This is a genomic window from Pseudomonas sp. FIP_A4, assembly GCF_036701605.1.
Classification (GTDB): domain Bacteria; phylum Pseudomonadota; class Gammaproteobacteria; order Pseudomonadales; family Pseudomonadaceae; genus Stutzerimonas; species Stutzerimonas phenolilytica.
The window spans coordinates 15,496-28,712 of the sequence record NZ_JAYDXP010000112.1 but is presented as its reverse complement, the minus strand read 5'-3'; the positions used below and the strand labels follow the sequence as shown (position 1 = coordinate 28,712).

The following is a 13,217-nucleotide window of genomic DNA, read 5'->3' as shown; positions in this document are numbered from 1 at the left end:
GCACTTCGCCGGCTCGCTCAATGGAGTTCTATCGATGATCCGCAAACCCCAGGCGCTCGCCCTCGCCATCATCCTCGCCGGCACCCTCGGCCATGCCGGCGCCAGCCTCGCCGCCACCAGTCATGACCACGGCCACGTCGAAGGCGCGCCGGCGCTGCAACTCGATGCCGGCAAGCGCTGGGCCACCGATGCGCCGCTGCGCCAGGCGATGGGCACCATCAACCACGACATGCGCCAGGCACTGCCGGCGATCCATGAGGACCGTCTGCCCGCCGCCCGCTATGGCGAACTGGCCGAGACGGTGCGTGGCCAGGTCGCCTACATGGTGGAGAACTGCAAGCTGAGCGCCGAGGCCGACGCGCAGCTGCACCTGATCATCGCTCAGCTGCTCGCCGGCGCCGACGCCATGAGCGGCGCCCCGGCCGGCCAGCGCGACGGCGCGGTGACCGTGGTCGGCGCGCTGGGCGACTACGCCACCTACTTCGCCGACGACGGCTTCAAGCCGCTGGAACACTGATCGCCGCCGCTCAGCCCTTGTCCGGTCGCGCCGGCGTGACCGCTTTCACCGCAAGCGGCACCTCGGCGGTCACCGCGTCCGACTCGCCCTCGCCGCTGCGATCGCCACTGGTGTTGGCCAGCAGGCTGGCGGTGGCGGTCTGTAGATAGGCGTGCAGCTGGCGCAGCAGCTGCGGCTGATCCTCGGCCGCGGCGATCCGCTCGCCCGCAGGTGCGCGGCCCAGGCGATAGCGATACAGCCGCGCCGGCTGTTCCTTGGGCTGCACCAGCACCCGATCACCGCGGATCAGCGCCACCGTCTGGTCGCTGCCCGACGGCTTGACGATGCCGAATCCCGGATCGTTCGCCGGCAGGCTGAGCAGGTCGCGGCCCCAGCATTGGTGACGCACCTCGCCACCGAGGCGGCCCATGATGGTCGGCACCACGTCCACCTGCGTACCGACCACCTCGCGACGGCTGCCGAAACGCTCGGTGACGCCCGGGGCGATCAGCAGCAGCGGCACGTGGAAGCGCAGCAGATCCATCTCGGTGACTTCCTCCGGCGCGCCGAACCCGTGGTCGCCGACCACGACGAACAAGGTCTGCTTGAACCAGGGCTGGTTACGCACCTTGTCGAAGAACTGCCCCAGCGCCCAGTCCGAATAACGCATCGCCGTCAGATGCTGGTCCAGCGCGCCATGCCCCTCGACAGCAGCGACCGGCAACTGCTCGGGTAGCGCATACGGCGTGTGGTTGGACAGCGTCTGCAGCAGCGCATAGAACGGCGCGCCGTTATCCAGCTTGTCCAGCTCCTCGGCGGCGCGGGTGAACATGTCCTGGTCGGAAACGCCCCAGGTCGGGTCGGAAACCACCGGATTCACATAGTCGTTGCGGCCAACGAAGCGCTTCATGCCCTGGTTGCCGAAGAACCCCGCCTGGTTGTCCCAGGCGAAATCGCCGTTGTAGACGTAGACGTCGTCGAACGCCCGCGCACCGAGCAGCTGCGGCAGGCCGGAGAAGCGATGGCCGCCTTCGGGCGTCTGCATCAGGTACTCGAAGCCCGGCAGGTTGGGAAAGCAGGCCATGCTGGCGAACATGCCCTGGTGGGTGTGGGTGCCGTTGGCGAAGAAGCGCTCGAACAACAGCCCCTCGCCGGCCAGGCGGTCGAAGTTCGGCGTGATGCCGTCGGCACTGCCGAGCGCGCCGACATAGCGGCCGGCGAAGCTCTCCATGAGGATCACCACTACGTTGCGCACCGCCAGCTGGCCGGCCGCCGGCGGCTGGAAGTCACGGCGCACCGGCGCCAGCTCGGCATCCACCAGCCGGTCGTTGGCGGTCAGCAGCAGCTCGCGGGTGATCGCCTGCGCATCCGCCACCGGCAGTGTCGCCTTCCAGCTGTTATCGCGATGGCTCGAGAAGCGGTTGCGCGCCGCATCGTAGAGCGACAACGTGGCGTTCTGCCCGAGGTGGTTGGCGAAGGTCGAGGCGGTGGTGAAGGCATCGCCCCAGCGCAGCGGCGGCCCCTGACGCAGCGTGCCGCGCGCGGCCACCACACTGACCACCAGCAACACGCCGAACACCGCGAACCGCGCCGGCCAGCGCGCGCCGCGGCGGGCCGGCGCGCCCGCCAGGCTCACCGGGGCGGCGCGGGTGCGGCGCTCCAGCCAGCCGAACAGCGCGAACAGCGCGGCGCTCGCCGCGAGCCAGGCGGCCAGCAGCCGCAGCACCGGGAAGCCGTGCCAGAGCATGCTCAGCACCGTCGCCGGGTCTTCCTGCAGGTACTGGAACACCAGGCTGTTGAGACGCTGGTGAAACTCGCGATAGAAGTTCAGCTCGATCAGCCCGAGCAGGATCGCCACGCTGGCGCAAACACCCAGCCATAGCTGCTGCAGCCGGCGGGCGGCCATTGCCCGGCTACTGAGTACCGCGAGCAGCAGCGGCACGAGGATGTACACCGTCACCCGCAGGTCGAAACGCAGGCCGTTGCCGAACGCCTCGACGAAACTGGCCAGCGGTGTACTGCCGATCAGCTCGCGGTTGAACAGCAGCAGGCCCAGGCGCAGCAGGGCGAACAGCGCCAGCAGCGCAACGGCGCTGGCGAGGATGAAGCGCAGATGTGCGGCGAGACCGGAGCCGCGCGGGAAGAAACGCATGCGATGTCCTTTCAGAAGATGCGGTTCAGAGCAGGATCACGCCCCAGATCAGGCCGACCAGGCACAGCGCCAGCAGTTGCGCGGCGCTGCCCATGTCCTTGGCCCGCCCGGAGAGCGGATGCAGATCGGGGGAAATGCGGTCGACGGTGGCCTCGATGGCCGAGTTGAGCAGCTCGACGATCAGCCCGAGCACCACCACACCGATCAGCACCGCGCGCTCGACGCGGCTGACGTCGAGCAGCAGGGCCACGGGGATCAGCAGCAGGTTCAACCACACCAGCTGACGGAACGCCGCTTCGCCGGCGTACGCGGCCTTCAGGCCGGCCAGCGAATAGCCGGCCGCATTGCAGATGCGCGCCAGCCCGCCGCGCCCCTTGAGTGCCGCGGCGGCGCCCAGCGGGTTCGGTTCAGATGACATGGGCATCCGCCTCGCTGGCCGTCGTGTGCGCGGCGAGCAGCCGCAACCAGTCCTCGACGGGCATGTCCTGGCGGTGCCGATTGAGCTGGCGCAGGTCGTGGCGCGCCGCAGCGCTGCGGCGCAGCCGGCGGCGGCTCTTCTCCAGATCGAGCAGCGCAACCTCGACCCAGGCTGCATCGCCTACGCCATGCACGCGCAGGAAGATGTGCTTGGGATAGCAGCAGCCGTGCTGCCAGCGCGCCCGGTGAATGCGACTCAGGGCGACGCCGACCGCCGCCAGCATGCGCTGGTGGACGAGCGTGCCGTGGCGCGCGGCGTGACCGTCGCGGTACCAGTTCTCCAGGCTGACGAAGCCGTCCAGCTCGGCGGTGATCAGCAGCGCCTGCCACTGCCCGGCCTGCTGGCGCGTACCGCAGTAGATCACCTGCGGCACGCGCACCCCGGCGTCGGCAAAGGCCTGCAAGGCGCGCAGTTCGCGCAGCGCGGTGGGCCGGCCGAACGGATGGGCGAGCGTGCGATACAGATGGCCGACCTGGCGCTTGCAATACAGCAGCGGCTGCCCGGCATCGCGCAGGCGCAGGCGCTGTACGCCGCTTTCGCCATCGCGGCGCTGGTTGGGCGCCTCGACCCATTCGCCGTGAGTGTCCCACCAGCGCTGGAAGGTGCTGGTCAGGGTTTCGCGGGCCGGCAGTACGAGTGGCTGATTCATGCTCACCCCCGCTTGCGCAGCACGTAGACCCGCCACATGGCGTAGCCGGGCAGGAAGTCGCGGTGCTCGAGGATGTCGAAACCGGCCTGAGCGAACTCTGCCTCGATGGTCGAACGGGCGACGACGAAGCGGTTCTGGTTGTCCTTGGCCGGCCGCCGACGCTCCAGACGCTTGCGCTTCCAGGCCTTGTAGTTGCCGTCCACCCACAGCGAGACGATCAGCGTGTCGCGGGTGACGCGGTGGAACTCGCGCAGCATCGCCAGGCGGTGCTGCGGGTCGGCGATGTGGTGCAGCAGGCGCATGCAGAAGATGCAGTCCACCGCGTTGTCGCCCATGTCGATGGCGAACGCCGAGGTCTGGAAGGTTTCCACGCGCTTGACCACTTCCAGCGGCTGCGCGCCCTCGGCGATGGCCAGCATGTCGGCGGAGTTGTCTGCGGCGAAGATCATCCGGCTCGGATGCTCGGCCAGCAGCGGCCAGAAGCGCCCCGCGCCACAGGGCAGGTCGAGCACCAGATCGGGATCGCCGGCAACCTTCAGCGCCCGCCGCGCCAGCTGCTCATCACGCCAGTGCGACAGGCGCCGCGCCAGGCCGTCCTGGTGCTTTTGCAGATATTCGTAGGCGTGCTCGCGATCGTACTTGCGCGAGAACTCCAGTTCGATGGGGCTCGATCTCGTCATGGCGGGCGTTCCGGTTGGGATGGTGACGCCACACTAGCGAGGCCGGGATCAAGGCCCTGTCAAAAGAACGTGAAAAAAACGTCAAGCCTCGCGATTCGACAAGCGCACCCGGAAACAGCTGCCCTGCGGCTCGCGCGGCGTCATGCCGACGTCCCAGCCCTGGTGCGCGCAGATCCGCTTGACCAGTGACAGCCCCAGGCCCAGCCCCTCGCCACGCCCCTCGGCGCCGCGCACGAATGGCTGGAACATGCGTTCCTGCTGGTCCGGTGGGATACCCACGCCGCTGTCCTCGACCCGAAAACCGCCGTCGACAAGCACCAGCGTCACGCTGCCGCTATCGGTGTAGTGCAACGCGTTGCGCAGCAGGTTGGACATCACCGTGCCGAGCAGCGTGCGGTTGTAGGCACCGTGGTCATCGCCCTCGATCTTCAGCACGAAGCCCAGGCCCTTCTCCGCCAGCAGCGGCCCCCAGCGCTCGCTCTGTTCGGTGGCGACGCCGGCCAGCGTCGCGTCGCCGCCGAACGAGGCCTGCTCCGGCCGCGCGCGCGCCAGCAGCAGGAAGGTTTCCACCAGCTCATGCATTTCCTGCGCGGCACGCTGGATGCGCGCCGCCTGCTGTTGCGCCCGCGGCGGCAGCGCGGCCTGTTCGAGCAGTTCGCAGGCGCCGAGCACCACCATCAGCGGCGTGCGCAGCTCGTGACTGACGTCGGCGGTGAACAACCGCTCGCGTTCCAGGGTCCGGCGTAGCTGACCAAGCGTGCTGTCGAACGCGGCGGCCAGATGGCCCACCTCGTCGTCCGGATACTGCAGGGCCAGCGGTGGCGCCAGCGGATGCAACTGGTCGCGATGGCGCACCTGATTGGCCAGCCGGCTGACCGGCGCCATCACCCGGTTCGCCATCAGCCGCCCCAGCCCCCAGGCACCCAGCACGCTGAGGACGAAGCCGGCGAGCACCACGTTGAACAGCGCGTTCTCGCGTGCCTCGAACTCGTTCTGATCTTCCATCAGCACGTAGCGCTCGCCCGCCCGGTCGCGGACGAACACATAGAAGGCCTCGTCGTCGCGCACCAGTTCGGTGAACCCCGGCGCGAGCGCGGCAAGCTCTTCGGGCAGGCCGTACTGCGGCAAGCCGGAGGCGAAGAAGCGCGTACTGGCATCCAGGCGTGGCGCCTGGCCGTGGGCCAGATCGACATCGAGCACGGTGTCCATCTCGCGGCTCATTTCCTCGGTGACCAGCTGTGCCTCGATGAAGTACACCACCGCCACGATGCCGATGGAAAACACGCCACTGACCAGCAGCGTCATCAGCGTGAAGGCGATGACGATGCGCCGGGCGAAGGGCTGTCTAGCGAGCATCGCCGTCCTCCGCCAGGCGGAAACCGACGCCATGCACGGTGTGCAGCAGCGGCCGGTCGAAGGGCTTGTCGAGTACCTGGCGCAGCTGATGGATGTGGCTGCGCAGGCTGTCGCTGTCGGGAATGTCGTCGCCCCACAGCGCCTCTTCCAGCTGTTCGCGGCGCACCACCGCCGGGCTCTTCTGCATCAGCAGCGCCAGCAGCTTGTGGCCGATGGGGTTGAGCCGCAGCGGCTGGCCGGCGCGGCTGGCCTGCAGGGTGTCGAGGTCATAATGCAGGTCGCCGACCTGCAGCTGGCGTTTGCGCGCGCCCTGGCTGCGCCGCAGGATCGCCTCGATGCGCGCCACCAGCTCGGACAGCGCGAACGGCTTGACCAGATAGTCGTCGGCGCCCACGCCCAGCCCTTGCAGGCGGTCGGCCAGGGCATCACGCGCGGTGAGCATGATGATCGGCGTATCGCGTCCGGCGTCCTCGCGCAGGCGCTTGCACACCTGGTAGCCGTCGATGCCCGGCAGCATCACGTCCAGCACGATCAGGTCGTAGTCCTGGGTGGCGGCCAGGTGCAGGCCGCCGAGGCCGTCCTGCGCGCAGTCGACCACGTAGCCCTTGAGTTCCAGATAGTCCAGCACGTTGGCCAGGATGTCGCGGTTGTCTTCGATGACCAGGATGCGCATGTCGCCTCACGCGGATGACGAAATTTTCACGGCTTCTTTACGAAGGCCTCACGAGGGCACGCGCAGACTCCGGCGCGTTCAACCTCGCCGTGGAATCATACGATGCCTCTTCTGCGCCATGCTCAGCTTCGTTACCTGTCCCTGCTGCTCGGCCTCTGGCTGGGTGTGTTCCTGCTCACCCGCAGCGTGCTGCTCGCCGCCCACTGGACGGACGCCGTTAGCGGGGCGGGCAGCCTGCTGCAGATCTACGCCGTGGGGCTGGTCTATGACCTGGCCTACCTGGCCTTCGCCGCGCTACCGCTGGCGCTCTACCTGCTGGCGTGCCCGACGCGCATCTGGCACAGCCGCTGGCATCGGCTCGCGCTGCAACTGCTGCTCGGCCTGAGCCTGTACGCGATGCTGTTCACCGCGCTCGCCGAATGGCTGTTCTGGGACGAGTTCGGCGTGCGCTTCAACTTCATCGCCGTGGACTATCTGGTGTATTCCGACGAGGTGCTCGCCAACATCCGCGAGTCCTACCCGGTCTTTGTCCTGCTGACGCTGCTGGCGCTGCTCACGCTGCTCGCCATGAGCGCGCTGCAGCCGCTGCTGCGCCGCGCGCTGGCTGCACCGAGCCTGGGCCGGCGCGGGCGTGGAACGGCCCTGGCCAGCCTGCTGGCGGCGGCGCTCGGTGCCGGGCTGCTGGTCGGCCAGGACTTCCCACGCGGCAGCGGCGGCAACGCCTACCAGCGCGAACTGGCGAGCAACGGCCCGTTCCAGTTCTTCGCCGCGTTCCGCAACAACGAGCTGGACTACCCGCAGTTCTACGCCACGCTGCCCGAGCAGGCGGTCGGCAACGACCTGCGCGCCGAAGTCGGCGAGCCGAATGCGCGGTTCATCGGCAGTGATCCGCTGGACATCCGCCGGGTGATCGACAATCCGGGCGCGGCGCGACCACTGAACATCGTGCTGGTCACGGTGGAGAGCCTCAGCGCCAAATACCTCGGCAGCTTCGGCGACAGCCGCGGGCTGACGCCCAACCTCGACGCGCTGCGCCGGCAGAGCCTGTTCTTCACCGATTTCTACGCCACCGGCACGCGCACCGACCGAGGCCTGGAGGCCATCTCCCTGTCGGTGCCGCCGACGCCGGGGCGTTCGATCGTCAAGCGCATCGGCCGCGAGAGCGGCTTCGCCAGCCTCGGCCAGCAGCTCGCCAACAAGGGCTACGACAGCGTGTTCCTCTACGGCGGACGCGGCTATTTCGACAACATGAGCGCGTTCTTCAGCGGCAACGGCTACCGCGTGGTCGACCAGAGCAGCGCGGACGAGGCGGACATCCACTTCAAGAATGCCTGGGGCATGGCCGACGAAGACCTTTACCGGCTGGCGCTGCACGAAGCCGACGCCGATCACGCCGCCGGCAAGCCGTTCCTGCTGCAGCTGATGACCACCTCCAACCACCGCCCCTACAGCTACCCGGACGGACGCATCGACATCCCTTCGGGCGAAGGCCGCGAAGGCGCGGTGAAGTACACCGACTACGCCATCGGCGAATTCCTCGCCCAGGCGCGCGGCAAGCCATGGTTTGCCAACACCCTGTTCGTCTTCGTCGCCGACCACACCGCCGGCAGCGCCGGCTCGCAGGACCTGCCGGTGGCCAACTACCACATTCCGCTGTTCATCTACGCCCCGGGGCTGATCGAGCCGCGCGAATTCACCGGCGTGGCCAGCCAGATCGATCTGGCGCCGACCCTGCTCGGCCTGTTGAACATGGACTACGTCTCGACCTTCTTCGGCCGCAACCTGTTGCGCGAGGACGCCGCGCCGGGCCGCGCGCTGATCGGCAACTACCAGCACCTGGGGCTGTTCGACGGCCAGGACCTGGCGATCCTCAGCCCGCGCCAGGGCGTGCGCCGCCACGACGACGCGCTCGGCGCGAGCCGTGAGTCCAGCGCCGCGGCGGACGATCCGCTGGTTCGCCGCGACATCGCCTACTACCAGGGCGCCAGCTACGACTACCAGCATGCGCTGCTCAGCTGGCAGCCCACGCAGGCGCCGGCCGACCGGCTCAGCCAACGCTAACACCTCGCCCGGCGCCGCCCGCGGCGCCTCTGGAGCCCCCATGTCCGTTCTCGCGCCAACCGCCGGCGGCAGCCGGCCGTTCAACTTCCCCCTCGGCTTCGGCCTGCCCGCGCTGTTGATGGCGGCGCTGCTGATCGGCGAACCGAGCCAGCTGGATTTCGCCCTGTCGCGGCTGTTCTACGAGCCCGGTGCAGGCTTCGTCGGCCGGCACAGCTGGCTGCTCGAGGATTTCCTGCATGACCGCGTCAAGCAATTGGTGATCTTGATCGGCGTGCTGGCCATCGCCGGCTTCCTGCTCAGCCTGCTGCCCACACGCCTGGCGCGCTGGCGCCGCCCGCTGGGCTATCTGGTGCTGGCGCTGGGGCTGTCGACCAGCATCGTCTCGCCGCTGAAAACCCTCACCGGCGTGCATTGCCCCTGGAGCCTGAGCGAGTTCGGCGGCACGGAGACGTTCACGCCGCTGCTCGCCGACCGCGCGCCGACGCTGAAGCCGGGACGCTGCTGGCCCGGCGGCCACGCGTCGGCCGGTTTCTCGCTGCTGGCGCTGTACTTCGTCCTGCGCGACCGCCGCCCGCGCCTGGCGCATATCGCGCTGGGCGTGGCGCTGGCTCTGGGCACACTGATGTCGGCGGGGCGGGTGATGCAGGGTGCGCACTTTGCCTCGCACAACCTGTGGACGTTGCTGTTCGACTGGACGATCTGCCTGGCCTGCTACCGGCTGCTGCTCTACCGTCGCGCGGCGACGCCGGCACCAGGCATCGTTGTCACCGCCGCGACCTAGGCGGCGGCCTGGCGCCGCCGGTCAGCGATGCAGCGCCTGCGCCTTGGCCTGATCGACATGGTGGCGCCACTCGCGGTCGCGCTGGCGCTCCAGCGCATTGCCGCGCCGCTCGGCGAGCCCGCTGCGCGCCTGCAGCAATGCCTGGCACTGGCGATAGCCATCGTTCCAGCCCTCGGCATACAGCGGCTGGCCCAGGTAACGCGGCACGTCCTTGCGGAACTGCGCCAGCGCGCCGCCGGCCTGGCGGCCACTGGCGCAGCCGTCGCCGAAACCAGCGGCGTATTCCGGCGGATAGGCGTCCGACAGCTGAGGCGTCGCACTCTGGCAGCCGGCCAGGGAAAATCCGGCGAGCAGCAGCGCCAGCAGAGTCGGGCGATTATGGCGAGCGGAACGAAGCAGACGAGCGGTCATCAGGGCACCCCGGCGTGGCAGGCAGGAAGCCGGCGGCGCAGTGCACTCCCCGGCGGTGAAAGCAGTCTGCGCGGGGACCCGTCAGGGTTTCGTCAAATCGATGTGAAGGCCGCGTGAAGGCCGTGGCGTTGCTGAGCGAGGCCCGGCGCTAGCTGCCCTGGCGGCGGAAGCTGTAGAACAGGTTGGGCTCGCTGACCACGTAGAGCGTGCCGTCGTTGTCGATGGTCACGCCCTCGGGCTGCGGCGCCGAGCGCCGCAGATCGCTGAACAGCCCGAGGCCGCGATAGCTACGCATGCGGCCGTCGCCGTCGAGCTCCATCAGCAGGCGCGACTCGTCGCTGAGCAGGATCAGATGGCCGGTTTCGGCATCGAACTGCAGATCCGACAGATCGGTGGCGAACACCTGATCGGCGATCCAGTCACTGCGGTCGCGAATGCTCAGCTGCATGCGCCCGTCCAGGCTCGCCGCCAGCCCGCCGATCTCGTAGAGCTGGCGCGGATCGCGCTCCTTGGCAACGAACAGGCGATCGCCGGCGGCATCGTAGGTCACGCCCTCGAAACCCTTGTTGCCGTTGAGGTTGATGCCCAGCGAGAAGAACTGCGCCTCGGCGATATCGATGGCTCGCGGCCGCGTCGGCAGCTGGAAGATGCTCAGCTGCTGGCTGCGCTCGTCGGACACCGCGACGCGGCCGCCACCCAGGTAGGCCAGCCCCTCGATGTCGCCGAAGCCGCGCAGCGGGAAGCGTTCGAGCAGTTCGCCGGTCTTGCTCAGCACCACGATCTGCGTCGGTCCGCCGTTGATCACGCCAAGCAGGCGGTCGAGGTCGCGGTCGTAGGTGATCGCCGACAGGTTGCGGGTGATACCGGCCACCGGCTTGGCCTCGATCAGCACGCGATAGTCCGGCAACCAGCGATCCGTGGTTTCCGCCCCGGCGACCGGCGCCGCATGCGTCAGGTGGAAATACAGCCGCTCGTCCCAGTGCAACGCGACCCCCACCGTCAGCCCGATCGCCAGCAGCAGCCCCAGGCCGAGCCAGCGATAGACCCGCTTGGGCAGCGCATTCAGGCGCGGCAGGCCATTCGGCGCAATCGACGGCATCGCACGGATTTGCTTCATCGCGGGGCTCCTTGGCCGGCCTGGCAGATCGCTTCGGTGCATCCAGCGGCGGTCGCCCGGCGCGCTGAACGGTGCGCCGAACATAGCCGGGGGAATGTGAAAAAAACGTCGCACGACGCGCGGCTAACGCCGCAATGGCTACGTAGGCAGGTTTTCAACGGCCTGTTAAGACAGCCTTAAGTTTGCCGCCGAAGAATCAGCCCCAGATTCCTAACCGAGGTTCCCCGATGGAACTGCCCTGGGTTGATCACACCGATGTACTGGCCCGTATCGGCCGCGAGCCGGCGCTGAGCCTGCAGCTGGCGCAGGCCGACGCGGGCGAGCGGCGCGCCGCGCTGGAAAGGTTCATCCGTCAGCGCTTCGCCGAGCATTACGGCGCGCGAGTGCAGCACTTCATGCCCTGCCTGCTCGGCCTGCACGGCGAGCACGGCGAGGTGCAGGGTGCAGTCGGCCTGCGCAGCGCGCGGCGCCGGCCGCTGTTTCTCGAACGCTATCTGGACGACCCCATCGAGCAGGCGGTGAGCCAGCGCTGCGGGCGTGCGGTGCCGCGTGAGGAGATCGTCGAGGTCGGCAACCTGGCCGCCTTCGGCAACGCCTCGGCGCGCCTGCTGATCGTCGCGCTGACCGATCTTTTGGTCGCCCAGGGTTTTCGCTGGGTGGTGTTCACCGGCACGCCGGCGCTGCTCAACAGCTTCCAGCGCCTGGCGCTCGATCCGCTGGCGCTCGGCCTGGCCGATCCGGCGCGCATGGGCGAGGAGCTGGCCGACTGGGGCAGCTACTACGCCTGCCGGCCGCAGCTGATGGCCGGCGAGATCCTGCCCGGCCACCAGCGCCTGACGCAGCTGGGCGTGTACGCGCGGCTCGGTTACCAGCCGCTGTTCGAAGCCAGCGAGGTGCCGCATGCAGCCTGCAGCTGAACGTTTCTTCCGGGCGCTCGACCAGCACAGCGGCATCGCCCTCAGCGAGGGCCCGCGCCAGCTGAGCTACGCCGAGCTGCGCCACGAGGTCGGCGCGCGCGCCAGCCAGCTGGAACAGCTCGGCGTGCAGCGCGTCGCCCTGGCGCTGGACAACGGGCTGGAATGGGCGCTGTGGGACCTGGCGCTGCTGCGTGCCGGCCTGGTCTGCGTGCCGCTGCCGGGGTTCTTTTCCCCGGCGCAGCAGGAGCATGTGCTGAACCATGCCGGTATCGACTGCCTGATCGGTGCGGCCAGCCCGCTCAGCGAGCGCTGCGGCTTCCGCCCGACCGCCTCCGGCCTGCTGCAGCGCGAGCCGCAGACGGTCACACCGGTGCCGGCCGGCACGCTGAAGCTCACCTACACCTCCGGCACTACCGGCCAGCCCAAGGGCGTCTGTCTGGATGCCGCCGCGCAGCTGGCAGTGGCCGAGAGCCTGTGGCAGGCCAGCCTGCCCTGTGAGGTGCGCCAGCACCTGTGCGTGCTGCCGTTGGCGACGCTGCTGGAAAACATCGCCGGGCTGTATGCGCCGCTGCTGGCCGGTGCACGGATCGAGCTGCGGCCGCTGGCGGAGATCGGCTTCAGCGGAGCGGCGGGTTTCGAGCTGCCGCGCCTGCTCGCCACGCTGCAGGCCAGTCAGCCGCACAGCCTGATCCTGCTGCCGCAGCTGCTGCTGGCGCTGGTCAGCGCCGCCGAGCAAGGCGTGCCGCTGCCCGCGTCGCTGCGCTTCATCGCCGTTGGTGGCGGCCGCGTGGCGCCGCAGCTGCTGGAGCGCGCCGCGCGCCTCGGCCTGCCGGTGTTCGAGGGCTACGGGTTGTCCGAATGCGCCTCGGTGGTCTGCCTGAACACGCCGGAAGCGCGGCGCATCGGCACGGTCGGCCGGCCGTTGCCGCACGTCGAGCTGCGCCTGGCCGATGACGGCGAGGTGCTGGTGCGCGGCCCGCACATGCTCGGTTATCTCGGCGAGCCACCGCTGACGGACGACTGGCTGGCCACCGGCGATCTCGGCCACGTCGAGGACGGTTTCCTGATCCTGCACGGGCGCAAGAAGCACCAGTTCGTCACCGCCTACGGGCGTAACGTCAACCCGGAGTGGGTCGAGGCCGAGCTGGTGCAGCAGGCGCCCATTGCCCAGGCCTGGCTGCACGGCGAGGCGCTGGCGCAGAACGTCGCCGTGCTGGTGCCACGGCGCGCCGAGCTGAGCGACGCCGAGCTGCAGGCGGCGGTCGAGCGGGTCAACGCCGGCCTGCCGGACTACGCCCGCGTGCACCACTGGCTGCGCGCCGCCAAACCCTTCAGCGCCGGCAACGGTCTGGCCACCGCCAACGGCCGGCTGCGCCGCGATGCCCTGCTCAGTCATTACCAGGCGGCCGTTGCCGCCGTTCTTTCCTGATTTCCTTTTCCGATCGC

At 69.1% G+C, this 13,217-nt stretch carries 13 protein-coding genes; 5 read left to right on the top strand and 8 right to left on the bottom strand.

Features of this window, described 5'->3' with window-relative positions; translation table 11 throughout:
• Positions 1-34 precede the first annotated feature (34 nt).
• Positions 35-517, top strand: coding sequence for a hypothetical protein (locus tag U8L64_RS03085; protein ID WP_043298033.1), 483 nt, complete (start codon positions 35-37; stop codon positions 515-517).
• Positions 518-527: 10 nt separating this feature from the next.
• Here the strand turns inward: U8L64_RS03085 and U8L64_RS03080 are convergent, their stop codons facing one another.
• The 6 genes from U8L64_RS03080 to U8L64_RS03055 all read right to left on the bottom strand — a co-directional run bounded on the left by U8L64_RS03080 (position 528) and on the right by U8L64_RS03055 (position 6,484).
• On the bottom strand, positions 528-2,648 hold the full coding sequence (locus U8L64_RS03080; RefSeq protein WP_333393895.1) for an LTA synthase family protein: 2,121 nt from the start codon (positions 2,646-2,648) through the stop codon (positions 528-530).
• Positions 2,649-2,673: 25 nt separating this feature from the next.
• On the bottom strand, positions 2,674-3,066 hold the full coding sequence (locus tag U8L64_RS03075) for a diacylglycerol kinase (RefSeq protein ID WP_333393893.1): 393 nt from the start codon (positions 3,064-3,066) through the stop codon (positions 2,674-2,676).
• Complete coding sequence (locus U8L64_RS03070) at positions 3,056-3,775, bottom strand: lipopolysaccharide kinase InaA family protein (protein ID WP_333393890.1); 720 nt, start codon at positions 3,773-3,775, stop codon at positions 3,056-3,058. The genes U8L64_RS03075 and U8L64_RS03070 overlap by 11 nt, the downstream gene beginning before the upstream one ends.
• A gap of 2 nt (positions 3,776-3,777) precedes the next feature.
• Positions 3,778-4,455 carry a class I SAM-dependent methyltransferase gene (locus tag U8L64_RS03065; RefSeq protein ID WP_333393888.1) on the bottom strand — a complete coding sequence of 226 codons (678 nt, stop codon included), beginning with the start codon at positions 4,453-4,455 and terminating at the stop codon, positions 3,778-3,780.
• Between the two features lie 81 nt (positions 4,456-4,536).
• Positions 4,537-5,811 (bottom strand): sensor histidine kinase, encoded by a 1,275-nt coding sequence (locus U8L64_RS03060; protein ID WP_333393886.1) that lies wholly within the window; start codon positions 5,809-5,811, stop codon positions 4,537-4,539.
• Positions 5,801-6,484, bottom strand: a complete 684-nt coding sequence (locus tag U8L64_RS03055) for a response regulator transcription factor (protein ID WP_008570520.1) — start codon at positions 6,482-6,484, stop codon at positions 5,801-5,803. Before U8L64_RS03055 ends, U8L64_RS03060 begins: the two co-directional genes overlap by 11 nt.
• Before the next feature lie 102 nt (positions 6,485-6,586).
• Here U8L64_RS03055 and U8L64_RS03050 point away from each other — a divergent pair, with 102 nt between their 5' ends.
• Both U8L64_RS03050 and U8L64_RS03045 read left to right on the top strand, forming a co-directional pair.
• On the top strand, positions 6,587-8,545 hold the full coding sequence (locus tag U8L64_RS03050) for an LTA synthase family protein (protein ID WP_333393883.1): 1,959 nt from the start codon (positions 6,587-6,589) through the stop codon (positions 8,543-8,545).
• Between the two features lie 40 nt (positions 8,546-8,585).
• Positions 8,586-9,326: a phosphatase PAP2 family protein gene (locus U8L64_RS03045; RefSeq protein WP_054093465.1), complete on the top strand. Its 741-nt coding sequence runs from the start codon at positions 8,586-8,588 to the stop codon at positions 9,324-9,326.
• A gap of 21 nt (positions 9,327-9,347) precedes the next feature.
• Here U8L64_RS03045 and U8L64_RS03040 read toward each other — a convergent pair whose 3' ends face one another.
• Both U8L64_RS03040 and U8L64_RS03035 read right to left on the bottom strand, forming a co-directional pair.
• Positions 9,348-9,737, bottom strand: a complete 390-nt coding sequence (locus tag U8L64_RS03040; RefSeq protein ID WP_052079038.1) for a hypothetical protein — start codon at positions 9,735-9,737, stop codon at positions 9,348-9,350.
• Between the two features lie 148 nt (positions 9,738-9,885).
• Positions 9,886-10,836 (bottom strand): SdiA-regulated domain-containing protein, encoded by a 951-nt coding sequence (locus U8L64_RS03035; protein WP_054093661.1) that lies wholly within the window; start codon positions 10,834-10,836, stop codon positions 9,886-9,888.
• Between the two features lie 245 nt (positions 10,837-11,081).
• Between U8L64_RS03035 and U8L64_RS03030 the strand changes: the two genes are divergently transcribed.
• Together U8L64_RS03030 and U8L64_RS03025 are read left to right on the top strand one after the other, a co-directional pair.
• Positions 11,082-11,771, top strand: coding sequence for a thermostable hemolysin (locus U8L64_RS03030; RefSeq protein ID WP_156716226.1), 690 nt, complete (start codon positions 11,082-11,084; stop codon positions 11,769-11,771).
• Complete coding sequence (locus U8L64_RS03025; RefSeq protein ID WP_333393878.1) at positions 11,755-13,200, top strand: AMP-binding protein; 1,446 nt, start codon at positions 11,755-11,757, stop codon at positions 13,198-13,200. Before U8L64_RS03030 ends, U8L64_RS03025 begins: the two co-directional genes overlap by 17 nt.
• Positions 13,201-13,217 lie beyond the last annotated feature (17 nt).